Below are 25,425 nucleotides of genomic sequence, written 5' to 3'. Positions count from 1 at the left end.
AATGACGCGGACGGTGTTGGGAATGACGCGGGCAGTGTGGGAATGACGCGGGCAGTGTGGGAATGACGCGGGCAGTGTGGGAATGACATCATTATAGCATCCGCCTAAGGCGGACAAAAGGCCGGACAGTAGTGATAAATTCTCTTTCTCTTAGCAATTCGTTTATCAAATTCGAAATGCCGTGTTTCTCCTCGCCTTCGGCGAGCCGGAACCCGACCTGCCGCTGTCCTGTCAACCTGTTAGCAAAGATTCTATTCGACAGCTTGAAGCAGATTAATTCTATTGCCGTAAAGGTCCTCAAAAATGACTTCAATACCGCGAGTCATCTGCTCTGGTTGGCTATGAAATACCACTCCTTTAGCTTTCAGTTTTTCATAATCGCCTTTGCAATCGTCAGTTTCAACCACTAAAAATACATTGTCGGCAGTTTGATTGCCTACGCTATCAAGCTTCTTTTGGCTATCGACTCGTACTAAGGCAAGCTCTACGCCTTTATCGTCCGGCAGTAACATCGATACCCAGCGTTGACCCTCGCCGAATGGTATATCGCGATGAAGTTCAAACCCCAGCTTTTCAGAGTACCAGTTGATAGCCTTATCATAGTTTTCTACCATGACAATAACCTGACTTATTTTCTTAATCATTTTAAATCTCCTTTAATGTTGCATTATACATTAATGATAGTTTAGCTGCGAGATAAATCAAGTTATTTTCGGCATTAGTTTAGATATAGAAACAAATCAAATCACTACTATCCGGCCTTTTGTCCGCCTTAGGCGGATACTATAATAATGTCATTCCCTCGCCGCGGCGGGGACTTTAAATTGCATAATCATATGACGTGTTAACGCAAATATTACTCTGCTCTTGAGAAAGGTTGGATTGGGCGGCACATGTCCTCGTGTGCCTTTATTGATTTATTCCCCTCTTGAGAGGGGTTGGGGGTGTGTTCTTAATGCTAAATGTTTAACAAGATTCCGAATAATTTATTTGTAGTTCTACTGCAAAATCCGGGTTAATAATTAAAACTTAATAGCCCCGACTATTTCCATGGTGTTGAAATATATCCCTATATTACTTTTTGTCAACAACCTCTCTTGTTACCAAGTACCGATTGGCAGCGAGAAAACAATCACGCAGGCGGCATCCGCCACAAGCGGACTCATCAGTCTCACCGTGGATTATTGTCGGGATGCGGCTGTATAAAATATATTCTAATTTCTTCATTATTTCCTTGACAAAATCAGTTAAAGCCGTTAAATTTTTTCACAGGTTTGTGAAAGGTTTCACAATGAAAGCGGCTGATTTCAAAAAAAGACCCAAATTCGTTACACTCAGAAACGACCTGAACAAAATCGTTGAGGTTCTATCTCTAAAAAGTTATGAGATTATCGGACCTATTGTTAGTGAAAATGCCGTTGTCTATGACGCTATTTCATCGCTTGATGAACTTCCAATCGGATTCCATGACCAGCAAGATAACGCTAGTTACCGACTGACAAAAAGTGATGACAAGTCCTTGTTCGGTTATGCATCTAGCCCTCATTCATGGAAGAAATATCTTTATCCGCCTGTGCAAAAATTGTGGGAGGCTCGAAAGACTAAAAGCGGTTTTGAAATTATAAAGAATAATGAAGAGGTTCCAAAGCGGGCATTTATTGGCGTTCGCTCATGCGAACTTAATGCCATTGCTATTCATGATAAGATATTCCTCGATGGACCTTATGCCGACCCATCCTACAAGAAACGCCGCGATAATGTTTTCATCATAGCTGTTAACTGCACTCATCCTAGCGGCACCTGTTTTTGCGTATCAATGAATACCGGACCAAAAGCAATTACGGGTTTCGACCTGGCTCTGACTGAGGTTATTGAAAAGGGTCGCCATTACTTCGTTGTCGAAGTTGGCTCTGAGGCTGGCGCTGAAATACTAAAAGAAGTTCCCTGTAATCCTGCCGGCGATAAAGAAATTGAAGCCGCCGACAAGAAAGTGGAAAATGCTTCTAATAATATGGGACGCAAGCTAAACGCCGCAGGAATTAAAAATCTGCTTCAGCGCAATTTTGAAAATCCTTATTGGGAAAAAATAGCCGCGCGGTGTCTTACCTGCGGTAATTGCACTATGGTTTGCCCTACTTGTTTCTGTACTACCATAGAGGATACTACCGATCTGTCAGGGCAAATAGCTCAAAGGCGGCGTGTATGGGATTCATGTTTTACTTTAGATTTCTCCTATATAGCCGGAGGCAGTATCCGTATTTCACCGATGTCCCGCTACCGTCAATGGATGATGCATAAATTAGCCGCCTGGCACGACCAGTTCGGCATGTCGGGTTGTGTAGGCTGCGGACGCTGCATCACGTGGTGTCCTGCAGGTATAGATATAACCGAAGAAGCTTCAATTATTGAAGAAAGCGAAATCAATAAATGATGCGTCCATTTATAAAAAGGATGTAGAAGATGGAAATGCTTGAGCGAGTATTAGTGGAACAGCCCTTCCTTAAGGGGCTTGCAGACCGGCATATCAAATTGCTCACCGGTTGTGCGTCAAATGTTGTCTTCAAACCCGGCGAATTTTTATTTCGCGAGGGAGAGGAAGCCAACTCGTTCTATTTCATTCGTCAGGGCAAAGTAAATATCGAAACTTTCATTCCACAAAAGGGAGCAGTTGTTATTCAAACCAGAAAGGAAGGGGAGGTAACCGGATGGTCATGGCTGGTGCCCCCTTATCACTGGCATTTTGATGCCCGCGCTTTAGAGATGACTCGGGCAGTTGCTCTTGACGGCAAATGCCTCAGAGGAAAATGTGATGATGACCACGATTTTGGTTATGAGATAATGAAACGATTCGCACTGGTGATAGCCGAACGGATGAATGCTACCAGACTGCAGTTAATGGATATTTATGGCCCGCAAACAGAAGAATAATTCGTCCAGCGAGGCTCTTATGGCCGACCCGATGTCGACTCAGCCCTATCTTGTTGAACGGGTGATTAAGGAGACCCATGATACTTTCACGATGGAGTTGGTTCCCAAGGGTCGAGTCAAAAATCATTCATTTACTCCGGGGCAATTCAATATGCTTTATGTCTTTGGAGTGGGTGAAGTGCCGATTTCTATTAGCGGCAACCCAAGCAAACAAAATATATTGGTGCATACGACGCGAGCTGTCGGAAATGTTACCAAGGCGATGTGGAAATTAAAAACCGGCGATTCCATTGGCATACGCGGTCCCTATGGCACAAGCTGGCCGGCAGAGAAAGCTTACGGCTATGATGTTGTAATAGTGGCGGGCGGCATAGGTTTGGCGCCATTGCGTCCGGTTGTATATCATGTCTTGGCGCATAGAGAAGAATACGGAAAAGTCGTGATTTTATATGGAACCAGAACGCCCGATGACATCCTTTTCCGTAAGGAATTAATGAAGCTGCGGTCGCGGTTTGATATAGAAACCCATATCACTGTCGATCGCGCTGCCGGCGACTGGAAAGGCAATGTCGGAGTTGTAACCAACCTGATAGGTAAAGCCCCCTTTGATCCATTGAGTTCAATCGCCATGGTTTGCGGACCTGAAATTATGATGCGTTTCACGGCGCTATCGCTTCAGAAAAGGGGCATCTCCGATGACCGAATCTATGTTTCAATGGAAAGAAATATGAAATGCGGTATAGGTCTCTGCGGTCATTGCCAGATGGGGTCGGAATTTATATGCAAGGACGGGCCGGTTTATTGTTATGATTATATTAAAGACATATATTTGAAACGGGAAATTTAATATGACTCCAATACGAAAACCAAAGCTTGCTGTTTGGAAATTCGCTTCATGCGACGGCTGTCAGTTAAGTCTTTTGGATTGCGAGGATGAATTGCTAACGGTTGCCGGCGCTGTTGATATTGCAAATTTCCCGGAAGCCTCGCGGGCAATTGCCAAAGGCCCGTATGACCTTTCATTGGTGGAGGGTTCGATAACTACACCTCATGATGCGGAACGCATTCATAAAATCCGCCGAATCTCAAAGATTCTTGTTACTATCGGCGCTTGCGCCACAGCGGGAGGCATTCAAGCCCTGCGAAATTTCAAAGATGTTAATGAATTTATCTCTATAGTATATGCAAACCCGGAATATATCAAAACGTTAAACAAGTCGACTCCGATAGCCGACCATGTTTTCGTAGATTTCGAGCTGCGCGGCTGTCCGATTAATAAATATCAGTTGGTTGAGCTTATAAGCGCCTTGCTAAACGGCAGAAAACCTAATATTCCCTCCTACAGCTTGTGCATGGAGTGCAAAAGAAAAGGCAATGTCTGTGTGATGGTGGCTCATGGAACTCCATGTTTGGGACCGGTAACACAAGCCGGATGCGATGCGATTTGTCCCTCGTTTAATCGCGGTTGTTACAGCTGTTTTGGCCCGAAAGAAACCCCTAATACCAGCTCGCTCAGCAATTGTTACAGCAAACTGGGCGTTAGTAAAGATGACATTATAAGGGCTTTAAGAGGATTCAATGCTTACGCAGAGCCATTCAGGAAAGAGAGCGAAGCCCATGAAAAGTAGAACTATAAAAGTAGATTACTTAGCTCGTGTTGAGGGTGAAGGCGGGTTAGATATCAAAATAAAAGGCGACAAGGTTACATCCGCCAAGCTCAAGATATTTGAACCGCCTCGTTTTTTTGAGGCTTTCCTGCGCGGCAGAAAATTCACGGAAGCACCGGATATTACGGCTCGTATCTGCGGCATCTGTCCGGTCGCCTACCAGATGAGTTCAGTTCATGCTATGGAAAGCATATGCGGAGTCAAGGTGGATGGCCAGCTTCGCGAACTGCGGCGTTTGCTATATTGCGGCGAATGGATTGAAAGCCATGCCTTGCATATCTACATGCTGCATGCCCCCGATTTTCTCGGCTATCAGGATGCTATCTTGATGTCAAAGGATCATCCGGATGTCGTAAAGCAAGGGTTAAAGCTGAAAAAAATCGGCAATGACCTGATTATACTTTTGGGCGGACGGGAGATTCATCCTGTAAGCGTCAAGGTGGGCGGTTTCTATAAAGTCCCAACCAAAAAGAAGCTAAGCGCTATATTAGAATCTTTAAAATGGGCCAGGGATGCCTCGCTTGAAACGGTTCGCTGGGTTTCAACCTTGCCGTTCCCCGATTTTGAGCAGGATTATGAATTCGTTTCCACTTGCCACCCGGATGAGTATCCGCTTATCGGCGAGCAGATAATTTCAAGCAAGGGCTTGGATATTAATATTAGCGAGTTCCTTAATCATTTTGAAGAAGAACATGTGAAACATTCAACCTCGCTTCATGCGGTTATTAAAGAACGCGGTTCTTATTTCGTCGGTCCGATGGCGCGCTATAGCCTCAATTTCGATAAGCTTCCCGCGATTGCTCAGGAGGCTGCTAAGAAAGCCGGGCTTTCAAAGACATGCAATAATCCCTTTAAAAGTATTATCGTGCGAAGTGTCGAGACGCTTTTTGCCTGCGAGGAAGCTATAAAGATTATCGAAAATTACGAGATGCCGGACAAGCCTTTCATTGAAGTCGCTCCAAGGGCGGGCGTAGGTTATGGCTGTTCCGAGGCTCCCCGTGGACTACTGTATAATCATTACAAAATCGATGATTACGGTGTTATTCGGGATGCCAGAATTATCCCGCCAACCTCGCAAAATCAAAAAACTGTCGAAAGCGACCTGATGGCTTTTGTCCCCAAACATCTCGACCTATCCAAGGAAGACCTTACTTGGAAATGCGAACAGGCGGTTCGCAACTATGATCCCTGCATATCTTGTTCCTGTCATTTTTTAAAACTTAATATTAACCGCGATTAAACGGACTAACCATGAAAATAAATAATTCTATACTAGTTATAGGATTGGGTAATAAGTATCGAAAAGATGATGGAGTCGGATTATATACTGTTGAAAAAATTAAAGCGATGAAGCTTGATGATGTTAAAGTGATTGATGGTGTCAGCGATGGTGCGGCTCTTATGAATATATGGTCGAATGATAATGCGGTTTTCATTATAGATGCAGTCATTTCATCAGCCAAATCCGGAACAGTTTATAGGTTTGACGCTTTGAATGAGACGATTCCCGGCGAGATATTTACCGGATATTCAACTCATTCAATCAGCTTAGTCGAATCGATAGAATTGGCTAAAAGCTTGGGGGAAATCCCCGATTCGTTAATTGTCTTCGGCATAGAGGGTATTGATTTTTCAGCTGGAATCGGCCTAACTCCGGAAGTTGAAAGCGCCGCTTATGAAGTTATTGATCTAATTGAGAAGGAAATAAATAATATTTCCAAGCAATGAAATTGAAAGCAGATTAAAAAAAGGCAGTCTGTAGGCTCGTCTGAAAAAAAGAGAACGTATGCAATACGCCCCACTTATGTATGACAAGTTAAATTTACTGCTAAAATATCAACTGCAAAATCTATGATTAAAAGCAGATTTAAGGTAGGTCTGGTTCTCCGCCGCGGCGGAGAGTGAGAAATCCGATACATTAACTTGACAGCATTGAAACGGTAAAATATATTAAATAAATCAGTTGATAGTATTAAAGGAGTACTACCTTGAATAAAATTGGCGGTTCTTAAATAAGGAGTCAGTATGGGTACCTTTACTTACAATAATAAGTCTTATGAAGTAGATTCAAGAGATTTTCTAATAAACTTTAATCATTGGGATGAGAATTATGCTGAAGGAATGGCTATAGGAGCTAAAATAATCCATAGTTTAACGAAGGAACACTGGGATATTATTTATTTCATTCGCAATACTTTCAAGGAAACAGGGAAATGCCCTCTTGTTTTTGAAGTTTCCATAAAAAACGGCTTGAATCTCCAAAATCTAAAAAGGCTTTTCCCCAGTGGATATCTTAGAGGCGCTTGTAAACTTGCAGGCATTACCTATAAAGAGGGGTATATTGGGGATAATGAATCACAATTGGTTACTGAGAATCATAACTTATTAGCCGCTGAGAAGACATACGCTGTTGATGTGCGCGGATTCTTGCTGAACCCCAATGAATGGAATGAATATTATGCCGCCTGCAGAGCTTATGATATGAAAATACCAAACGGCAAACTGACCGACAAGCATTGGCAAATTATAATGTTTCTTCGCAAATATTTTAATGACAACAATGATGTTCCCACGGTCTATGAGACCTGTGAAGAAAACCACATCGATTTGGAAGAGCTGGAACGGTTGTTTCCGGATGGGTATCATAGAGGCGCAGTAAAGATCGCCGGCTTGCGAGTGAGATAACCTGCATTCGCAGCTTTGAAGATTCAAAGTGAACAAGAAAATGTCTATAGATATAAAAATACTATCAGGGGAAAAGAAGAAAAATTGCCGTTTGAAAATATGGATACAGGGCGCTGTTCAGGGGGTAGGATTCCGCCCCTTTATTTATCGTTTGGCAACGCAGCTTAAAATTCCGGGATGGGTTAGCAACTCTGCGCAGGGGGTAGTAATAGAACTTGAAGGAAACATTGAAACATTAAATGAATTTTTAACTCGCGCTCAAACTGAAAGCCCTCCGCATTCGCTAATAAAAAGCGTTAAATATGAAATTGCCGATACGGTTGGATATGATGGCTTCACAATAAAAGAAAGCGAACTATCAGGTGAGAAAACCGCTTTGGTCTTGCCTGATATTGCTGTCTGCTCAGATTGTTTGCATGATATATTCGATCCAAACAACCGGCGCTATCAATACCCTTTCACCAATTGCACGAATTGCGGGCCGCGATACAGCATTATTGAAGCTCTCCCCTATGACCGCTCAAATACAACGATGAAAACTTTTACAATGTGTGATGAGTGCCGGTCTGAATATGAAGACCCTCTCAATCGGCGGTTCCATGCTCAACCTAATGCCTGTCCCAATTGCGGGCCGCGCCTTGAATTGTGGGACAAGAATGGAAGTATTTTAGCATCTCATAATGAAGCCTTGCTTAATGCTTGCGATGCTATCCGAAACGGCGAGATAATAGCTCTAAAGGGATTAGGCGGCTTTCAGCTTATTGTTGACGTTAGAAATGAACAAGCTGTCGCCCGTCTCCGGTATAAAAAAGCCCGTATGGAAAAACCATTTGCCCTGATGTATCCCGACTCGGACACGGCTGCATCCGACTGCGAAACTTCCGCACTGGAACGCCAACTACTTAGTTCGCCGGAATCACCTATTTTGCTGTTGAGGAGAAAACATAATGCCGCTGAAAGTCCGGCTGGTGTTTCTGCCCTTGCTGCGCCGAATAACCCCTATCTTGGGATAATGCTTCCCTATACGCCATTGCATCATCTGCTGATGGCTGAACTAAGGTTTCCGGTAGTAGCGACCAGCGGCAACTTTTCGGATGAACCGTTATGCATTGATAATCATGAAGCGTTAAGCCGCTTGGGGAGCATCGCCGATATATTCTTGGTTCACAATCGTCCTATTGTCAATCATGTTGATGATTCCATCGTGCGGGTAATGATGGGGCGCGAATTGATATTGCGCCGCGCTCGCGGTTATGCGCCGTTGCCTATTCCATTAACCGATAAAATCCCTCCCCGTCTGGCAGTTGGTGCTCATCAAAAAAACAGTATTGCTATATCAATCGGCAATCAGGCTTTCATCAGCCAGCATATAGGCGATCTGGAAAATAGTCAATCATGCAATACTTTCAAGAATGTAATAAGGTCTCTTGCAAACCTTTATGATTTTACGCCGACCACTATTGTTTGCGATAAACATCCGGATTATTATTCATCAAGTTATATTTCCGATATGAACATACCGCAGTTAAAAGTTCAGCATCATTATGCCCATGCTCTTTCCTGCTTGATTGATAATGATATTGAAGGGCCGGCGCTCGGCGTGGTCTGGGATGGCACTGGTTATGGTCTCAATGGCACAATCTGGGGCAGCGAGTTTTTAACAATCAGCAAAGATTCGTTTTCTCGAACTGCGCATCTGCGAACATTCAGGCTTCCCGGAAATGAAAAAGCGATTAATGAACCGCGCCGGTCGGCACTGGGTTTGCTGTATGAAATATTCGGAGATAATATTTTCGACGACAGGAAACATATTATTGCCGATGCCTTCAATCAAAACGAATTGAAAATCCTGCGAAAGATGCTCGAAAGAAAAATAAACGCACCTGTTGCATCCAGTGCCGGCAGGTTGTTTGATGCAGTGTCATTTATTCTAAAACTCGGACCGCGCATTAGTTTCGAGGGACAAGCAGCCATGAAGCTTGAATTTGAAGCGGAAAAATATGGCACAAACGATGCATACAAGTTCGCATTGAAAAAGCAGAATGAATCATATATTATAGACTGGGAACCGATGATACTTGAAATCATCGACGATTTGGATAACCTGAAACCGACAGGAGAAATCTCAAGGATATTCCATAATACGCTAACGGAAATGATAATAGCCATAGCAGCAAATACAGGCGAGAAAAAAGTCTTATTGACCGGCGGCTGTTTCCAAAATAAATATTTAACCGAGCGGACGATTGCCCGATTGATTGAATCCGGGTTTCAGCCATATTGGCATCACCTGATACCGCCGAATGATGGCGGCATATGTCTGGGTCAGCTTGCTGCATCTTTAAATATTAAATGATAAGGATTAGATAAATGTGTCTGGCAATACCAGGTAAAATAATCAGTATTGAAAATAGCGAATCTTTGATGGCAGCGGGCAAGGTTAGTTTCGGAGGAGTGATTAAGGAAACAAATCTGGCTTATGTGCCGCAAGCGCAAATTGGCGATTATGTGATAGTCCACGCCGGTTTTGCTATAAACATCGTTGATGAAAAAGAAGCGGAAACAGTATTTGACTACCTTGATCAAATCTCTAAAATTGAACTTGAGGATGATAATCGTTGAAGTATCTCGATGAATACCGTGATTCTCAAGCCGCTTTAAAATATGCTGAGGCAATCACCCGGATAACTACCAAGCCCTGGACAATCATGGAGGTTTGCGGCGGGCAGACACACGCCATCTTGAAGCATGGCATCGACCAACTACTGCCCGATAAAATAACTCTGCTTCACGGGCCCGGCTGTCCGGTGTGTGTTACGCCTATAGATATTATCGACAAAGCAATCACGATAGCCTTGAATGATGATGTTATCTTCTGCTCTTTCGGTGATATGCTCAGAGTGCCGGGCAGCGTCAAGAATCTTTTATCGGCAAAAGCGGAGGGCGGCGATATCCGCGTAGTATATTCGCCTATGGATGCGTTAACAATAGCTCAAAATAATCCATCAAAAGAGACGGTATTCTTTGCCATCGGTTTTGAAACTACCGCGCCGGCTAATGCCATGACTGTTTATCAAGCCAAGCAGTTGGCGTTATCAAATTTCTCGATATTGAATGCTCAGGTATTGATTCCGCCAGCTATTGAAACGATATTATCGTCACCGGCAGGCAAGGTTCAGGGATTTTTAGCGGCCGGCCATGTCTGTACCATAATGGGATTCGCCGAATATGAAAAGATAGCCTTAAAGTATAAGGTTCCCATCACCGTAACGGGTTTTGAGCCGTTAGATATCCTGCAGGGCATTCATATGAACATAATTCAGCTTGAACAAGGTCGAGCTTTTGTCGAAAATCAATACGCGCGCGCAGTGCAAAGAGCAGGAAATATACAAGCTCAGAAATTAATGAGAGAAGTCTATAAGGTGGTCAATCGCACTTGGCGCGGCTTAGGAGAAATTCCCGACAGCGGTTTGACGCTGGCTGATAAATATACAGAGTATGATGCTGAGAACAAATTCGATATCTCCGGTCTCGATAGCAAAGAATCGGCGGAGTGTATAAGCGGGCTTATCCTACAGGGCCTGAAAAAGCCGCCGGAGTGTAAAGCCTTTGGCAAACGCTGTACGCCTGAAAATCCATTAGGCGCCACTATGGTTTCCTCTGAGGGAGCCTGCGCCGCCTATTATCGCTATCGAAAAGTTATAAGCAATCAAAATCAATAAACCAAGAGCGACAATTATGAAAACGTATAATGAACTAAACTTAAATTGCCCTGTACCAATATCTGATTACCCCAACATTCTATTAGCCCATGGCGGCGGCGGCAAATTAATGCATCAGTTAATCGACAGGATATTCAAGCAGTCATTCGAAAATCCGGAGCTTGAAATAGAACATGATGGGGCGGTTATTAATCCGGGCGCCGGCAAGCTGGCTTTCACAACGGATTCGTATGTTATAAGCCCGCTCTTCTTTCCCGGAGGAGATATCGGAACGCTGGCGGTTAACGGCACGGTTAACGACCTGGCAATGTGCGGCGCAAAGCCATTGTATCTTAGCGCTGGCTTCATTTTAGAGGAGGGGCTGCCTATAGAAACGCTCTGGGAAATAGCCATATCTATGGGCCGGACTGCCAAAGAAGCAGGAGTCAGAATAATAACCGGCGACACTAAAGTTGTAGATAAAGGTAAAGGCGATGGCGTGTTTATCAATACTGCCGGTATCGGTATTATCGAACATGCTTTGACTATTGACCCATCGAGCATAAAGGCCGGAGATATTATTATCCTCAGCGGCGATATAGGCCGTCATGGAATTGCCGTTATGGCGAAACGCGAGGGGTTGTCTTTTGAAACGACAATAGAGAGCGACTGCGCACCGCTAAGAAATTGCGTGATGAATCTTATTGATGCGGGAGTTGAAATACATTGCCTGAGAGATTTAACCCGCGGCGGACTGGCTTCTGCGTTAGTTGAAATCGCCAAAGGCTCCGGTTATAAAATTGAAATTGATGAGAGTTCCATACCGGTTGACGAGGAGGTTCAAGCCGCTTGCGAGATACTTGGCTTTGAGCCGATATATATAGCCAATGAGGGCAGGTTTATAGCTTTTATCCCGAAGAAACATGCAGAAAAAGCGCTGGAGATTATGCATTCTGATTCTGTTAGCGCCGACGCCTGCATAATCGGCAAAACAACTAATCGGGATACGGGTTTAGTAACTATGAAAAGCGGGCTTGGCGTTGAACGCATCATTGATATGCTAAGCGGCGAGCAGCTGCCGCGAATATGCTGATACCGAGCATGTAAAATCCCTGGGGGTTAAACATCATTATAATGCGAATACTTCACCCGAACATTGCCGTCTTGTAGTTGAAACGTAATATGATAATGCCGATCTGTTCGGAAATACTTTCGATTATGATTTTCAAAAAGTTCGATTACCTCACGGTGGGGATGTTTGTATGGTCTTATATGACTGCTTATACCTAACAAGGCATCAGCAGGGCAATTGGAAAACCATGGTGTGTTATGAGAGTTGTCGAAGGTGCCGTTAACAGAGCCATGGTGAGGCACTTTGAATACTTTAGTGTCGGATGGGATGCGGTCAGCTATTTGATGCCAGACATCTTCCTCAGCATCGCCTGATAAAACAATTGATGCGTTACCTAATTTCAAATGCAGAACAACCGAATTATTGTTCTCATCGTTTTCTATATGGTTGGGAGGCGGCCACAAAACCTTCATCTCGACATCCCCCAAAGATGATAAAGGCAGCGGTGTATGATTATTAACAGCTTTATGGTTTTCGACATTTTTAGACCGGTTGCTGTATTTCATCAAGCCGGCAAGAACACCGAGATTATTCGATTTTGAATACCAGAAATGCTTCGTGCCGAATTCGCGGAATATCTTCTTTAAGCCCTGGCCATGGTCTGAGTGCGCGTGCGTAAGTATGATAAAATCGAAAACCGGTTTAACATCAGCATACTTAATCTTTTGTTTCTCGAAATATCTTTTCAGATAAATAAACGACGACAGCATATATGTTGTATCGTTGGAATCAATCAGGGCGTAATGTTTTTGGCCGCTGTTATCATCCGCTTCAATGAAAATCGAATCGCCCCAACCGACATCTATTAGTGTTGCCTCAAGCGTACTCATACGTTAAAAATCTCGATAATTTTCTTTATAATTACATCAGAAACTACTGCTGGCTTTTAAGCCTCCTTGTTTCATCAATCTGATGTTTTTCCCATTCATTAAAAGCTATTGTTTCAACCTCCGAATAGAATGTCGAATCAACTACCTGTTTGCAGAAATCAATGAACTGTTCCTGCGAAATCTGATCCATTCTGAACTTATATGCCTCGGTAAATATATCTCCATTGATACGATAAACGCTGCCTCTTTTGAGCGGCGGATAACCAAAGAGACGAGAGATATTGCCTCTTTCATGCGGCAAATCGCTAAATATCATGTTTGGCAGCCAGATATCATTCGGGTCGATAAATAAATTCGGGTCTGTTTCAATCGTGTCAAAAAGCTCATCTATAAGCTGAAATGATGAAAAAGTGCGTTTGCTCCCAAGCGGCTTCCTGATTATGCCAGAAAAGCCAACCATATATAAAGATATTTTTCTCTTATTGACTCTTATGGAACTGCCGGTTAATGGAATATCCGAATCGATAGTAAAATAAAGACAGCGCGTCATGGCAAACTCCGCCAATTTTTTAACATCATCTACTATTATTGGAATTGAGATCATAATGATTTAAGTATTCCTTACAATAAAATGCTTACCTGATAATTTATATTTTATCTGCGATTACAAGTCAAGGATTAATTCATAGAAGGCTTTTTCCATTATTTTCTGAATAAAGCAGCGCATAGGGTCGTCCGCCTTAGGCGTATACGCCCTCTTATTACCAAGCAATGCTTAGCAGCAAGATTAATTCATATAAGGCGGTCTATGAGTTTTAATTTACTTATGAAAAAGCTCTAATATCCTGTCAATCTCCCCCCATGAATTCACAACCAAATCAGCTCCGGTATCAGCAAGCGTTTTAGAATCGAAAGTTCCTCCGCCTTGCGATGAAATAGCCGCTGATAAAATATTATTGGATTTCGCGGCTTCAATATCAAAAGGCGTATCGCCAAAATGACAGGCTTTGGTATTGCTGCAATTGTTTGCTCTTTTGAGAGCCGCAGAAATAATGCCGCTCCTGTCTTCATTATCCTCACCAAATCCGCCGAATTTGAAATAATGGCCAAGTTTTACACCGGTAAGTTTCCAATAGGCAAACTCTGATAAATTTCCGGTGGCAAGGCCAAGCTTTACTCCCCGTTTTTCAAGGGCATCAAGAAGCTGAACAATTCCGGGCAGAATAATATAATCATCGCAAATCTCTTTGCGATGCTGGAAAAAATATTTTAAAATCTCTTCAAATAAAATATCAAATTTATGGTCAATAACCGACTTATCTATGCCAATTTTAAAGAGTATCTTGCGCAGGATGGATCTGTCGGTCATCCCGTACATCTCGGGACTCATTAAATCGAGGTAATAAATACTGTCGATAGAAAACACCTTATTTATCGAATTATTGATAGCGTCTATTTTGGCAGTGGATAAATTGGGATTTTTTCGTTTTATAAGTGTGCCGTCTATATCAAATGTCGCAATTGCTTCAGTCATATCTGTATATAGGGATTTTAATAGTAAATGTCAAAGGTTACAGGTATTTTTCCATCCCGAGTCATTGGAAAATCATTTTAGCTTATCAAGCCAGCCCGCTCTCAAATTGGGATGACTGTCGCTGTTGGGAATATATGGTTTGATATCCAATAGCGGCGTGCTGTCAATAATATCGGAGTTCTCGAAATATAAGATATTCTTTTCATGTCCGAGCAGTTTTACACATGACAAGCCAATCGGATTTGGCCGATAGGGCGACCTTGTTAGGAAAAGGCCTCTTTCAGCAGAGGGGTCAGGTCGGGGTTTAAATTTTGTTTTATACCCTTTACCGATATTTCTATTGAATATAAAAATCAACCAGATATAATCGAATGTTTCAATATCCTCTAAGGCTTCCTCGAACTTGTCGTTGAGCACAACCTTAGCCTTGATTTTTTCGCGCTTTTTTCTATCGTAAATATCATCGATAGTTTTTAATTGAGGACATTCAATATAGCCGATAGGTTCAAATTTAAAATCTTCCATTATTAACTTTTTACCCGGGATAAATTTTCCCGAATGAATATGTTAGCAGACGATTGGAAAATTTGCAGTAGAATGACCGTCTTACAAGACGCCAGACATCCTTGCGGGTAAGTTTTATATCGCCTTTTTCAAGGAGATGCTGAGGATAATCGGAAAACAGCCTCATCGTGGCGGCAGCTAACATAACCGGCACTATAAGAAACATCCTCAAACCAAGCTGCTTATGAGGGATAATCTTGATATATTCGAGCGAATCCTGAAAATGATTGCGGCATACATCAACCACAGCGCTGACAAGCCCTGATAGGTCTCCTTTGGAACCGGTGCCAGATAACTGAGGAAATGAGACACCATAACGGTCGATAAATGTCTGCGGCAAAAAACAGATTCCGCGTTTAGTGTCAACTACGGCATCCTTCAAAACATTAACTTTCTGAAGGCCTATGCCGAAAGACCTGCCAAATATATGAAGTTTCTCTCTGGCAGTATCGGAGAAACCGGCATAATCGGAAAAAATATCGGTTAGCATATGACCGACAGTTCCGGCAACATAGTAGCAATAGTTGTCCCAGTCAGCCTCATCTTTTAGGAAACATACATTCGATTCTCTGCCGCTGGCAAGCATCGTATAATTAGCCATGCCCTTAGCCATCTCCTGCGCCCTGTTGAAAATATGCTTTTTGTGGTTCGCGGGAAGAGTATTCACCGAGGAAAGAACCAGATTCAGATTCTCAACTAATCTTATGCTGGGAAGATCATCGGCTGATTGAAGGTTTTTAGCGGTGGCTTGATTTGAATCAGGTTGACGCGGTTGACTGCAATCGACAAATGCGTTTTCCAAACTATTTACTAAATCTTTGTCGTAATGATTGCAATCATCTAAAAGCGCCGCATAATTCAAAAGCATTTCCTGTCTCTCGGACGGATTTAATATGTCTGAATCCTCGTAAGTATCGGCAATACGGCATAAAAGATACGCCAGCCCCACAGAGCGGCTAAGTTCTTTCGGCAAAAATTTTATTGCCAGGTTGAATGTCCGGGAAACCTGGGGCAACATTTCCGCCGTAAATTTTTCAGCTTTGATATTTTTATCAGGATATTTCATTATCAATATTTAATTTAAACCGACTCCTCATTAAACTAACAATATTTAAAATAATATAACGGTTAATGCAACCCATAAGTTTAATATTTTTTCACTTTTTTTAATCACGGATGCCTATTTTTCCCTAAGATACTGTGTTTAAACCCGATAAACGAACGCAATGAGGAAATCTATTATTCCCCTCTTGAGAGGGGTTAGGGGTGTGTTATTTCATGGCGATAATATTTATTGTGATTTTAAAATACTGCGCGATTTACTGATATCTGCTTAGAATATCTTTTACCGCCTCAACCAGCTTATCCCGCGATACCTGAATTTGCGCCGGCTGGTCTTTACGCCATTCATCGCGGTCGGTGATTTTATCAGCCAACCGTGAGCCGAGGCGCAAGTCTTTAAGCGTTACCTCGTTTTTGTTGAACTCATCCTCACCAGCAATCACTGCCACAATAATGCCTCGCTTATCGGCGTATTTTGTCTGGGCGCCGATGCCTTTCTTGCCAAGGTAAAGCTCGGCGGTTATTCCTGCCCGACGGATTTCCTCTGCCATTTTCTGGTATTTAGCCAGCATCGGACGATCCATAACTGTTATCAGAACGGATGTAGCTGTTTTATATTTCTCATTAACACGCTGTTTATATGCCATAAGAAGTCTGTCAACACCAATCGATGCGCCGGTTGCCATTATTTTTTGTCCGGTAAACCGCTCGACCAAATTGTCATACCGTCCACCGCCGCCAACACTGCCAAACTGAATAGGCTTGCCCTTTTCATCGACAGTCTCAATAGTTAATAGCGCCTCATACACAGGGCCGGTATAATAATCCAACCCTCGAACGACATTGGGGTCAAATTCAATTCTATCATCATTATATCCGGCATCGGCAAGGAATTTATCAATCTCTTTAAGCTCGCTCAAACCCTCTTTGCCAATATCGCTTAACTCGAGATTGGCAACGCCATCAAGAAAACTTGCCCTGCTTTTACAATCAAGTTTGAGGAAATTAATAATCGATGATACCTGTTTATCATCCAAAAAACAACCTGATTTGAAATCGCCTGTTTCATCTTCCCTGCCGGTTTTCAAAAGCTTGACAACCCCATCAATGCCGATTCTATCCTGTTTGTCGATACAACGCATTATATCGAGCTTGTGTTTATACATGAGTTCGGGAGTTATTTCAGACAAATCTATATGTTTGTCTTTTGAGCCTGATTCAAACCATTTTTTAATTTGTTCGCAATGTTTCTCTTTGCCGATATTTTCAAAAGCTGCTTCTATTAAGCCGTCAAGGATTTTGCGATTGTTTGCTTTAATTATATATTCGCCCCTCTTGAATCCCAGCGCCTCTAACGAGTCGCACATAATCATACATATTTCAGCATCAGCGGCCATCAAGCCGGTGCCGACAGTGTCAATATCGAACTGGTAGAATTCGCGGTAACGGCCGGGACCTGGTTTTTCCAGACGCCATATCGGCCCTACCTGATAACGTCGAAACGGACGCGGCAATTCTTTATACATGGCAACTATTCGTGAAAGCGGCGCTGTTAAATCATACCGCAGAGCCAGCCATTGGTCCTCTGGATTAAACGCAAATATACCGGCATCAGGCTGGTCGGATTCGGGCAGGAATTTGCCCAGCGTCTCGACAAACTCGACCGCCGGCGTCTCAATAGGCTCGAAACCATAGCTTTCATAAACTGCCCGGATTGCTTCAATCATCTGCCGGCGAAGTTTATAGTCCTCTGAAAAAATATCCCGAAAACCTCTGGGCAATCGGGCTTTAGCGCGTTTTGCCATATTCGATTCCTTTAAAATAAATACAGCTGGATGGATTTGAACCATCGGCCTTCTGATCCACAGTCAGACGCTCTAACCAACTGAGCTACAGCTGCATATTTTCAGGAAATTAAAGCCTTTTTCTATCGATGTCAACTGATATTATATTTCGGTGTTTCTCGAAATATTTTTAGTTTATCGCAGGTCGGTCATACAACCTCAGACGAGCTTATTACACGATCTGCTATGTTGAAAATATTTCAGGAAATTCCCGCCTTAAATAATCTTGACATATTCTCTAAATTTTAGTAATTAACTTAGCAAATAAAAAATTTAATCGAGGCAAGATGACTAAAAATAAAAAAGAGAAAAAGAAACCAGAACATAAGGAAAATAATAAACCAAAAGAAAAACCCGGCGCTCATAAAAACAGCGACAATATCGAGTATCCGGTTGTAGATATAGAAAAATCGGAAGAGTATCAGCAGCTTAATGACAGATATCTAAGATTAGCCGCCGAATTTGAAAACTATAAAAAGAGAACTGCCCGCGAATATTCCCGTCTGACCGAAACTGCCGAAAGCAGCCTTATTTTTCAGTTGTTGGAAGTTGTCGATGATTTCGATAGAGCCTTGCACCAGGATACTGATGATATTAAAACGTTAAAGCAAGGCATCGAGATGATTCTAAATAAGCTGAAAGAAACGCTTCGGAAACGCGGCTTGAAAGAGATTAAGGCTGTTGATGAAGAATTCGACCCGGTTTATCACGAGGCAGTTATGCAAAAAGAGGTCAGCGACAAAGATGACGGCATCATTGTAGAGGAACTTCAAAAAGGATATTTCCATAACAGCAGGGTCTTGCGTCCGGCCAAAGTAATCGTGGCTAAGAAAATAATTGAATCATCCGGCGATAACAACAAGGATGATAACAGCGATTGATATAATTCCCGATGAAACTGTATGCTTTTTAAATTGAGGTGAATAACAAAGTACTGGTATTAAAATTCTTTTGATAGTAATACGGAGCAAGTAGATATAATTTTTTGAACTGCTTTTATTACGTAGAACTTAGTGAAAACCGAATAATTAAATATTGTAGAATCAGTTAAATCTGTTTAGTTCCTATGCTGTAGGACTAATATGACAGCCTGTTAAACATGATAACTTCTTAATAGCCTCATGAAGGGAAATGGTAATGACAAGGATTATTGGTATTGTTAATCTAAAAGGGGGAGTTGGAAAGACGACAACGAGCGTTAATCTTGGAGCCGCATTAGCGCTTTTGGGTCTGAAAGTACTTTTAGTTGATCTGGACCCGCAGAAAAGCCTTACGGGCTGGTCTGGAATCGAAAGCCGTTATACGACCGGCGATATACTTATAAACAATACAGAACCTGCTGAGGTGATAGTCAAATGGCCCAAAACCAATTGTTGGATTTTGCCGGCGGGCTATAACCTGCGAGCGGTTGAAGATCAATTATTAACTTTTGACAATCGCGAGCATATACTTCGGGAAAAACTGAAAACATTAGATGAGTACGACTATATAATAATCGACAGCGCACCCTCCTACGGTCTTCTGACTATAAATACCATATGCGCCTCGGATGAGATTATAATCCCTCTGCAAACAGAAATACTTGCCCTCGAAAGCACCATACCATTTTTCGAAACTCTGGGTGAGATTAAACGTAAATTTCATCCCAACCTGAAAATCGCCGGCATTTTGCCAAACATGTTCGATACCCGGACCAACCTGTCCAAATCAATTCTCGACCAGATGAAAGCCTCCGAGTACCTTGGCCCCTTGATGTTTAAAACCTGTATTAGAAAAAACGTGAGACTTGCCGAGACGCCGTCTTTAGGCTGCGCTATTACCCGTTATGGTTCCACCTATGGCGCCGAGGATTTCAAAGCCTTGGCAGAGGAAATATTGACTGATGACGATAGAGCGATAATTGCCTCATTAAAAAACGACTTGCTTGATTCGGCGAAGACAACAGATAATGAATCGGATTATCGGATTCAAACAGCGGACACCGAAATATAATGATTAGACAGGTATAACTAAGCATATCAATATTTCGAAACAGCCATTAAAGGAGAAACAATGAATATCTCAATCGAATATTGCGCAGAATGAAATTATCTGCCGAAAGCGGCCAGTCTGGCTGATGCTTTAAAGAGCAAGTATGATATGAATGTCGAGCTGATAAAATCAGGGGGCGGCGTGTTTGAGATTGTCAGGGATGGTAAACTTATCTTTTCTAAAAAAGCGATGGGCAGATTCCCTGAACATAGCGAAATATTCGAGATAATAGGATAAGAATGTAAAGCTGCAGATTATAACTTACGATTGTTTATGGATGTTGTGCGTCCCGATGCGGCAAATATACGCGGCGCTGGCTTTCTCCCGAGTTTAAACTTGATTTTTATCAGCTATATCTTTATATATAATGGCTTGAATGAGTAAAACTGGTAAATCGGAACAGCTTATTGCAAATTAATTAATGAAACTGCAGCCATTTGACAGATATTTTGATAAGATAACAGGAGCATTTATTTAATATGTTCACTCTTTTAAAACATATCATCTCAATAGTAATCTGGGTTATTGTCGCCGCCGCTTTTTTAATCGCCAACAACCCCGAACTTTTTGCTTTCTGGGCGCTGTTCGGTTTTATACTTATAATTGCCTGGATTGTTAAGTTTTTCTGGAAATGGATTATCGGAATATTTTTCCCCACGATAGCCGCCCGTTCATACTTTTTTTTTATCCTAACATTGATTATTGTTGGCTTGGCGGCTTATCAGTTTATATTTGTTCCTCAAATTACTAACTATGGCGCCACCGCGGATGAAATTGCCGCCAGATATCCAATCGATAAATTTCTGCCGGAGGCGCGAACCACTACCATCAAATCGTTCACTGTAAATGCTCCGCCTGCGGATGTTTACCCCTGGATAAAACAGTTGGCGACCGAGGGAGTTATTAACCTCAATTTCAGCATACTCGATATAATAAGAAACAAACCGGCAAGATTGATTTTAAAAGACCTGCCGGGCATCAATATCGGCGACAGGCTTTTAATAGGCGAGGTTGTGCAATCCGAATTAAATCGGGGGATTACAATAGAGTTGAACCGTCAGAGATTCCCCTGGAGCAAGTTTAATAAAATATATACCGGCTACTATATATTCGATAGCAGCCAGAACAAGACCAGGGTCGTTATAAAAACAAAAGCCGAATACCAGGGTTTTATAGCCTGGTTCTCCTCTAAATATCTTATCGAATTTGGAGATTTCTGGGTTTCCCGATACCATTTGAACACGATTAAGATTATTATCGAGGGTTCATCGGTTTGAAAGGCGTACCGTTCGGATGCTATTGCGTATCTAATATCATAACAGGAGCCGCAGCCATACAATGACTGAATTAATCTATTTGATAACGGGATTGATAATAGGCGCGGCTATCGTCCTGATAATATACCGCTTCCAGAAACGCGATGCCGATAAGCTGGCTAAGGAATTAGTATCGCAGGTACATACCGATAAATTTCAAGACCTCGATAATTTCCTTCAGCGAATAAAAGAGTCTTTTGATTCGATATCAATGGAGGCATTAAGCAAAAGTTTAACACAGCATATGGAGATTGCCAAAAACGTCTTGTCTGAGCAATCGGCGCTGGGAGCTAAAGACATTCAGGGCAAGAAAGATTTAATCTCTCAGACTTTCGATTCGATGAAAGAAGAACTGGATAAAGTCGGCGGTCTCATGAAGGAATTCGAGAAGGAGCGGCAGGCTAAATACAGCGAATTATCAACCCTGTTAACCGGAACCGGCAATGAGTTGAATCGTCTGACCGATACAACAACCAAGCTAACTACGGCGCTGGTTAGAACACAGGTCAGGGGCAACTGGGGTGAGAGAATGGCAGAGGATGTTCTCAATCTTGCCGGTTTTATTAAAAATGTCAATTATTATAAGCAGAAAAATCTGGAAACCGAAAGCGGCCGACCGGATTTCACGTTCGTTTTGCCCAACGATCAAAAAATTAATATGGATGTTAAATTTCCATTCAATAATTACTGGTCATTTCTCGAAACCGATAACGATGTTGATAAGCAAAGGTATAAAAATCTATTCATTAGAGACGTTAAAAAGCATATAAAAATCCTCACCTCCCGCGAATATATCAATCCGGCGGAAAATACTATTGATATGGTGATAATGTTTATTCCCAACGAGCAGGTGTATTCTTTTATCAACGAAAACGACAGGTCGGTTTTAGATGAAGCCATCAAGAATAAAGTTGCGCTATGTTCACCCTTGACTCTGTTTGCGATTTTGGCGATTATCAGACAGGCTGTCGATAATTTCAGTCTCGAAAAGACAGCCAATAAAATTATCACGTTATTGAATAGTTTCTATAAGCAATGGGAGCTTTATAAAACCCAGATGGGCAAGATGGGCAAACGAATCGAAGACGCCCAGAAAGAATATAATAATCTTGTTGCCGCTCGAACCAACAAACTGCAAAAACCCCTTGATGAGATAGAACGTCTGCGCCGTCAAAAAGGCTTGCCCGCTTCGGCAAATAATGAATTAGACATCGACAAACTCGATTATCCCCACTTTGATGATTAGGATTTATAATCCACATGAAATATGCCACGTTTTATTGCCCCCAAAAATAATCCTTGAAATCTCCCCCACTTTACAGTAAAAGTATTAGTTATGTTTATGATGATTAATTATGCGGGCGACATACGTTCTTGTATGGCTCTTTGCCTGCCTCGTATGATGCCTTTTGGTGCAATAGGACGTACGCCAACCACCAAATGATGATGACTGTGCCCAGAATAAAAAAACTGCCGGAACTGCTAATCGATAAAATCGCCGCCGGTGAAGTCGTAGAAAATCCCGCCTCTGTGATTAAAGAGTTAGTCGAGAATGCGCTTGATGCGGGCGCTGATACGCTCGACTTGACTATCGAACGCGGCGGCACAAGACTTATCAAGCTGGTAGATAACGGCAGCGGTATCCCGCGCGACCAGCTTCGCTTAGCTTTCGACCGTCATGCTACCTCCAAGCTGGAAAATGAGGCTGACATTCAGGCGATTGCCAGCTATGGTTTCCGAGGCGAGGCCTTGCCGGCGATAGCCTCAGTTTCGATTGTAGAAATGACGAGCGCAGTAGCGGGAGCCAAAGAGGGCGCTCGAATCAGGATAGAGGGCGGTAATGAAATCCTGCTCGACCCGGCGCCGGCGCGCCAGGGTTGCGTGGTTTCTGTCAAACAGCTATTTTACAACACTCCTGCCCGGCGCAAGTTTCTAAAATCCGACACCTCCGAAACGCGTAAAGCCACAGCTATTTTCTGCAAATATGCTGTCAGCCGCTTCACTAATGCCATGAAAATGGTATCAGACAAAAAGGAGATATTAAACTACCCGCATGACAAGAAACTGATTGACCGATTATCCCGCTTGTGGGGCAATAAGGTCAGCTCCCATCTTATTGAAGTAGAGGATTCGTTTGAGGGGCTTCACCTTCACGGTTTCGTAACGCGCCCCGAAATTAGCCGCGGCAACCGCAACCAGATTCATCTGAATGTCAATGGCCGCCCGATATATGATGTTTCTCTCATGCATGCTATCCGTTCGGGCTATGGCAACGCTTTGGATTCGGGATTTTTTCCGATGGCGGCTGTGTTCATTGATATTGACAAGTCCGCTGTCGATGTTAATGTTCATCCGGCTAAAACCGAGGTCAGATTTGCCGATGAGAAATATCTCTATTCGAAATTACGGAAGCTTGTCGAAACGGCGGTGCGTGTTCCGGCGCTTTTTACAGCCCATTCTATTGCGAACAACAAAAGCGATTTCAAAGGCACGATAAGCAGAATGGCAGACAGCGAAACCCATCAGCCAGCAGGACATAAATCGGAGATAGTTATAAAATACAGTCATGGAAACAACACCAATCACGGCTGCCCGGATGATAAAGACTCTCAGATTACTCAAGAGGCGGAACAGGAACTCGATATCGGCGGCGAAAGGTTTCAGCAATATTATAATACATTTATTATGGGGTTTCGCGATGGTAAAATCTGGATGATTGACCAGCATACAGCACATGAACGAATACTCTACGAGGCGGCTTTAAATAACCTGTGCGAACGTCCCGGCGCCTCGCAGCGATTACTTTTCGATCTCTCGATTGAACTCGAACCCGAAGAGATGGCTGTTTTCGAAAAACACCGGAATTATTTAGAACGTCTGGGATTTGAGATTGAGCCATTCGGCGGCAGAGCGGTAATAATAAGAGGCGTGCCGTGTTATTTTGAAAGCTCCGCCATCGAGGATATCTTTCGAAACTTGTTAAACAGCTTTTCTGATAATCTTTCTACCGGCGAGGACGCCGTTATGGCGTTAGCCTCATCAGTTGCCTGCCATGCCGCTATCAAAGCGGGCGAATCGTTGTCTCAGGAACAGATGCAGGGTTTGTTCAATCGTCTTTTTGAATGCCAAGAACCTTTCCAGTGCCCGCATGGACGGCCGACAGTAGTTTCAATCTCTCGCGAAGACTTGGAAAAAATATTCAAACGGCGATGAAATACATTATAGTCTGCGGACCTACAGGTTCCGGCAAAACCAGCCTTGGAATACAAATAGCTCTTCGATATAACGGCGAGGTCATTAACGCCGATTCGCGTCAGATATATAAACATACCAACATAGGCACAGCCAAACCAACACCCGATGAATGCCTGAGAGTAAAGCATCACCTGATAGATATCTTAGAACTTCACGAAAAATTCTCAGCTTTCAGGTTTGCCTCGCTGGCAAAAGATTTAATCAATGATATTACAGACAGAAATAAACTGCCGATAATAGTCGGCGGCACCGGTTTATATCTAAAAGCTATAACCGAGGGTTTATTTAAAGCGCCCGAACCGGATGAGGAATACCGTCGGGAACTTGAACAAATATGCCAACAGGATGGTCCCGAAAAACTTCACCGGATGCTTGCCGTGATAGACCCGGCAAGCGCTGAAAAAATCAATCCTCGGCATTCCTCGCGATTAATCAGGGCTATCGAGATATATAAACTGACAGGCAAGCCGATTTCGGAAATACAAAAAAACGGAGACTACCGGAAAACGGGTAAGCCGCTATGGCTGGGACTCATGCCGGCAAGAGATATTTTATATAACAGGATTAATAAACGTGTCGATGATATGATTGATGCTGGTTTTGAGCAGGAAGTGTTAAATCTAAAACCTTTTCTGGATGTGCTGCGTAAGAAGAAGATGGTTGGCTATAATGATATGATATCTTATCTGTTTGATAAAAATATTGATAAAGACCAGACAATAAATAAAATCAAACAGCGCCATCGCAATTATGCCAAAAGGCAGATTACCTGGTTTCGCAAGGTGAAAAACATTCGCTGGTTTGATTCAACAAAGAAAGATTATGCCAATATAATTTACAAGATTTGTGATAAATACTTGAAAAAGACTTGACATA

At 42.7% G+C, this 25,425-nt stretch carries 26 protein-coding genes and 1 tRNA gene; 18 read left to right on the top strand and 9 right to left on the bottom strand.

What is annotated here, in order from left to right; all coding sequences use genetic code 11:
* Window positions 1-251 precede the first annotated feature (251 nt).
* Window positions 252-644, bottom strand: coding sequence for a VOC family protein (locus tag J7K40_09280; GenBank protein ID MCD6162588.1), 393 nt, complete (start codon window positions 642-644; stop codon window positions 252-254).
* Window positions 645-1,074: 430 nt separating this feature from the next.
* Complete coding sequence (locus J7K40_09275; protein ID MCD6162587.1) at window positions 1,075-1,227, bottom strand: hypothetical protein; 153 nt, start codon at window positions 1,225-1,227, stop codon at window positions 1,075-1,077.
* 64 nt (window positions 1,228-1,291) lie between these two features.
* Between J7K40_09275 and J7K40_09270 the strand changes: the two genes are divergently transcribed.
* The 11 genes from J7K40_09270 to hypE all read left to right on the top strand — a co-directional run bounded on the left by J7K40_09270 (window position 1,292) and on the right by hypE (window position 12,074).
* Entirely contained in the window at window positions 1,292-2,431 is a 1,140-nt protein-coding gene (locus J7K40_09270) for a 4Fe-4S dicluster domain-containing protein (GenBank protein ID MCD6162586.1), read from the top strand.
* Between the two features lie 29 nt (window positions 2,432-2,460).
* Window positions 2,461-2,928, top strand: coding sequence for a cyclic nucleotide-binding domain-containing protein (locus J7K40_09265; GenBank protein MCD6162585.1), 468 nt, complete (start codon window positions 2,461-2,463; stop codon window positions 2,926-2,928).
* A gap of 19 nt (window positions 2,929-2,947) precedes the next feature.
* Window positions 2,948-3,775: an FAD/NAD(P)-binding protein gene (locus tag J7K40_09260; protein ID MCD6162584.1), complete on the top strand. Its 828-nt coding sequence runs from the start codon at window positions 2,948-2,950 to the stop codon at window positions 3,773-3,775.
* Between the two features lies 1 nt (window position 3,776).
* Window positions 3,777-4,556 carry an oxidoreductase gene (locus J7K40_09255; protein MCD6162583.1) on the top strand — a complete coding sequence of 260 codons (780 nt, stop codon included), beginning with the start codon at window positions 3,777-3,779 and terminating at the stop codon, window positions 4,554-4,556.
* On the top strand, window positions 4,546-5,835 hold the full coding sequence (locus J7K40_09250) for a Ni/Fe hydrogenase subunit alpha (protein MCD6162582.1): 1,290 nt from the start codon (window positions 4,546-4,548) through the stop codon (window positions 5,833-5,835). Before J7K40_09255 ends, J7K40_09250 begins: the two co-directional genes overlap by 11 nt.
* Window positions 5,836-5,846: 11 nt before the next feature.
* Complete coding sequence (locus J7K40_09245; protein MCD6162581.1) at window positions 5,847-6,323, top strand: hydrogenase maturation protease; 477 nt, start codon at window positions 5,847-5,849, stop codon at window positions 6,321-6,323.
* Window positions 6,324-6,620: 297 nt separating this feature from the next.
* Window positions 6,621-7,280 (top strand): TusE/DsrC/DsvC family sulfur relay protein, encoded by a 660-nt coding sequence (locus J7K40_09240; GenBank protein ID MCD6162580.1) that lies wholly within the window; start codon window positions 6,621-6,623, stop codon window positions 7,278-7,280.
* A 40-nt stretch (window positions 7,281-7,320) separates the two neighbouring features.
* Window positions 7,321-9,636, top strand: coding sequence for a carbamoyltransferase HypF (hypF, locus tag J7K40_09235; GenBank protein MCD6162579.1), 2,316 nt, complete (start codon window positions 7,321-7,323; stop codon window positions 9,634-9,636).
* 14 nt (window positions 9,637-9,650) lie between these two features.
* Window positions 9,651-9,902, top strand: coding sequence for a HypC/HybG/HupF family hydrogenase formation chaperone (locus J7K40_09230; GenBank protein MCD6162578.1), 252 nt, complete (start codon window positions 9,651-9,653; stop codon window positions 9,900-9,902).
* Window positions 9,899-11,002 (top strand): hydrogenase formation protein HypD, encoded by a 1,104-nt coding sequence (gene hypD, locus J7K40_09225; protein MCD6162577.1) that lies wholly within the window; start codon window positions 9,899-9,901, stop codon window positions 11,000-11,002. The genes J7K40_09230 and hypD overlap by 4 nt, the downstream gene beginning before the upstream one ends.
* A 16-nt stretch (window positions 11,003-11,018) precedes the next feature.
* Window positions 11,019-12,074: a hydrogenase expression/formation protein HypE gene (gene hypE / locus J7K40_09220; protein MCD6162576.1), complete on the top strand. Its 1,056-nt coding sequence runs from the start codon at window positions 11,019-11,021 to the stop codon at window positions 12,072-12,074.
* 26 nt (window positions 12,075-12,100) lie between these two features.
* Here the strand turns inward: hypE and J7K40_09215 are convergent, their stop codons facing one another.
* The 7 genes from J7K40_09215 to J7K40_09185 all read right to left on the bottom strand — a co-directional run bounded on the left by J7K40_09215 (window position 12,101) and on the right by J7K40_09185 (window position 18,003).
* Window positions 12,101-12,943: an MBL fold metallo-hydrolase gene (locus J7K40_09215; GenBank protein MCD6162575.1), complete on the bottom strand. Its 843-nt coding sequence runs from the start codon at window positions 12,941-12,943 to the stop codon at window positions 12,101-12,103.
* A 43-nt stretch (window positions 12,944-12,986) separates the two neighbouring features.
* Window positions 12,987-13,547, bottom strand: coding sequence for a hypothetical protein (locus J7K40_09210; GenBank protein MCD6162574.1), 561 nt, complete (start codon window positions 13,545-13,547; stop codon window positions 12,987-12,989).
* 216 nt (window positions 13,548-13,763) lie between these two features.
* Window positions 13,764-14,477, bottom strand: a complete 714-nt coding sequence (locus tag J7K40_09205) for an HAD family hydrolase (protein MCD6162573.1) — start codon at window positions 14,475-14,477, stop codon at window positions 13,764-13,766.
* Window positions 14,478-14,549: 72 nt separating this feature from the next.
* On the bottom strand, window positions 14,550-15,002 hold the full coding sequence (tsaA, locus tag J7K40_09200) for a tRNA (N6-threonylcarbamoyladenosine(37)-N6)-methyltransferase TrmO (GenBank protein ID MCD6162572.1): 453 nt from the start codon (window positions 15,000-15,002) through the stop codon (window positions 14,550-14,552).
* 10 nt (window positions 15,003-15,012) lie between these two features.
* The gene (locus tag J7K40_09195; protein ID MCD6162571.1) at window positions 15,013-16,107 is read right to left on the bottom strand and encodes a squalene/phytoene synthase family protein; all 1,095 of its coding nucleotides are present in this window, start codon (window positions 16,105-16,107) and stop codon (window positions 15,013-15,015) included.
* Window positions 16,108-16,360: 253 nt separating this feature from the next.
* Complete coding sequence (locus J7K40_09190; GenBank protein MCD6162570.1) at window positions 16,361-17,908, bottom strand: histidine--tRNA ligase; 1,548 nt, start codon at window positions 17,906-17,908, stop codon at window positions 16,361-16,363.
* 21 nt (window positions 17,909-17,929) lie between these two features.
* Window positions 17,930-18,003, bottom strand: a tRNA-His gene (locus tag J7K40_09185).
* Window positions 18,004-18,234: 231 nt separating this feature from the next.
* Here J7K40_09185 and grpE point away from each other — a divergent pair.
* The 7 genes from grpE to miaA all read left to right on the top strand — a co-directional run bounded on the left by grpE (window position 18,235) and on the right by miaA (window position 25,421).
* Entirely contained in the window at window positions 18,235-18,828 is a 594-nt protein-coding gene (gene grpE / locus J7K40_09180; protein ID MCD6162569.1) for a nucleotide exchange factor GrpE, read from the top strand.
* A gap of 256 nt (window positions 18,829-19,084) precedes the next feature.
* Entirely contained in the window at window positions 19,085-19,939 is an 855-nt protein-coding gene (locus J7K40_09175; GenBank protein ID MCD6162568.1) for a ParA family protein, read from the top strand.
* Window positions 19,940-19,999: 60 nt separating this feature from the next.
* On the top strand, window positions 20,000-20,215 hold the full coding sequence (locus J7K40_09170) for an Rdx family protein (GenBank protein ID MCD6162567.1): 216 nt from the start codon (window positions 20,000-20,002) through the stop codon (window positions 20,213-20,215).
* A gap of 242 nt (window positions 20,216-20,457) precedes the next feature.
* A complete protein-coding gene (locus J7K40_09165) occupies window positions 20,458-21,255 on the top strand; it encodes a hypothetical protein (GenBank protein MCD6162566.1) in 798 nt (265 codons plus the stop codon).
* A gap of 61 nt (window positions 21,256-21,316) precedes the next feature.
* Complete coding sequence (locus J7K40_09160; protein MCD6162565.1) at window positions 21,317-22,540, top strand: DNA recombination protein RmuC; 1,224 nt, start codon at window positions 21,317-21,319, stop codon at window positions 22,538-22,540.
* Between the two features lie 206 nt (window positions 22,541-22,746).
* The gene (mutL, locus tag J7K40_09155; GenBank protein MCD6162564.1) at window positions 22,747-24,507 is read left to right on the top strand and encodes a DNA mismatch repair endonuclease MutL; all 1,761 of its coding nucleotides are present in this window, start codon (window positions 22,747-22,749) and stop codon (window positions 24,505-24,507) included.
* The gene (gene miaA / locus J7K40_09150; GenBank protein MCD6162563.1) at window positions 24,504-25,421 is read left to right on the top strand and encodes a tRNA (adenosine(37)-N6)-dimethylallyltransferase MiaA; all 918 of its coding nucleotides are present in this window, start codon (window positions 24,504-24,506) and stop codon (window positions 25,419-25,421) included. The genes mutL and miaA overlap by 4 nt, the downstream gene beginning before the upstream one ends.
* The last annotated feature ends 4 nt before the right edge of the window (window positions 25,422-25,425 follow it).

The sequence above is a fragment of the Candidatus Zixiibacteriota bacterium genome (assembly GCA_021159005.1).
In the GTDB taxonomy this organism is placed as follows: domain Bacteria; phylum Zixibacteria; class MSB-5A5; order UBA10806; family 4484-95; genus JAGGSN01.
The sequence above is the reverse complement of the archived record's forward strand: the minus strand, read 5'-3'. Positions and strand labels throughout refer to the sequence as shown.

What these genes read in the sequence shown, in the direction of transcription:
- J7K40_09280 (MCD6162588.1), bottom strand. Translation starts at nt 644, where the DNA reads ATGATTAAGAAAATAAGTCAGGTTATTGTCATGGTAGAAAACTATGAT.
- J7K40_09275 (MCD6162587.1), bottom strand. Translation starts at nt 1,227, where the DNA reads ATGAAGAAATTAGAATATATTTTATACAGCCGCATCCCGACAATAATC.
- J7K40_09270 (MCD6162586.1), top strand. Translation starts at nt 1,292, where the DNA reads ATGAAAGCGGCTGATTTCAAAAAAAGACCCAAATTCGTTACACTCAGA.
- J7K40_09265 (MCD6162585.1), top strand. Translation starts at nt 2,461, where the DNA reads ATGGAAATGCTTGAGCGAGTATTAGTGGAACAGCCCTTCCTTAAGGGG.
- J7K40_09260 (MCD6162584.1), top strand. Translation starts at nt 2,948, where the DNA reads ATGGCCGACCCGATGTCGACTCAGCCCTATCTTGTTGAACGGGTGATT.
- J7K40_09255 (MCD6162583.1), top strand. Translation starts at nt 3,777, where the DNA reads ATGACTCCAATACGAAAACCAAAGCTTGCTGTTTGGAAATTCGCTTCA.
- J7K40_09250 (MCD6162582.1), top strand. Translation starts at nt 4,546, where the DNA reads ATGAAAAGTAGAACTATAAAAGTAGATTACTTAGCTCGTGTTGAGGGT.
- J7K40_09245 (MCD6162581.1), top strand. Translation starts at nt 5,847, where the DNA reads ATGAAAATAAATAATTCTATACTAGTTATAGGATTGGGTAATAAGTAT.
- J7K40_09240 (MCD6162580.1), top strand. Translation starts at nt 6,621, where the DNA reads ATGGGTACCTTTACTTACAATAATAAGTCTTATGAAGTAGATTCAAGA.
- hypF (MCD6162579.1), top strand. Translation starts at nt 7,321, where the DNA reads ATGTCTATAGATATAAAAATACTATCAGGGGAAAAGAAGAAAAATTGC.
- J7K40_09230 (MCD6162578.1), top strand. Translation starts at nt 9,651, where the DNA reads ATGTGTCTGGCAATACCAGGTAAAATAATCAGTATTGAAAATAGCGAA.
- hypE (MCD6162576.1), top strand. Translation starts at nt 11,019, where the DNA reads ATGAAAACGTATAATGAACTAAACTTAAATTGCCCTGTACCAATATCT.
- J7K40_09215 (MCD6162575.1), bottom strand. Translation starts at nt 12,943, where the DNA reads ATGAGTACGCTTGAGGCAACACTAATAGATGTCGGTTGGGGCGATTCG.
- J7K40_09210 (MCD6162574.1), bottom strand. Translation starts at nt 13,547, where the DNA reads ATGATCTCAATTCCAATAATAGTAGATGATGTTAAAAAATTGGCGGAG.
- J7K40_09205 (MCD6162573.1), bottom strand. Translation starts at nt 14,477, where the DNA reads ATGACTGAAGCAATTGCGACATTTGATATAGACGGCACACTTATAAAA.
- tsaA (MCD6162572.1), bottom strand. Translation starts at nt 15,002, where the DNA reads ATGGAAGATTTTAAATTTGAACCTATCGGCTATATTGAATGTCCTCAA.
- J7K40_09195 (MCD6162571.1), bottom strand. Translation starts at nt 16,107, where the DNA reads ATGAAATATCCTGATAAAAATATCAAAGCTGAAAAATTTACGGCGGAA.
- J7K40_09190 (MCD6162570.1), bottom strand. Translation starts at nt 17,908, where the DNA reads ATGGCAAAACGCGCTAAAGCCCGATTGCCCAGAGGTTTTCGGGATATT.
- grpE (MCD6162569.1), top strand. Translation starts at nt 18,235, where the DNA reads ATGACTAAAAATAAAAAAGAGAAAAAGAAACCAGAACATAAGGAAAAT.
- J7K40_09175 (MCD6162568.1), top strand. Translation starts at nt 19,085, where the DNA reads ATGACAAGGATTATTGGTATTGTTAATCTAAAAGGGGGAGTTGGAAAG.
- J7K40_09165 (MCD6162566.1), top strand. Translation starts at nt 20,458, where the DNA reads ATGTTCACTCTTTTAAAACATATCATCTCAATAGTAATCTGGGTTATT.
- J7K40_09160 (MCD6162565.1), top strand. Translation starts at nt 21,317, where the DNA reads ATGACTGAATTAATCTATTTGATAACGGGATTGATAATAGGCGCGGCT.
- miaA (MCD6162563.1), top strand. Translation starts at nt 24,504, where the DNA reads ATGAAATACATTATAGTCTGCGGACCTACAGGTTCCGGCAAAACCAGC.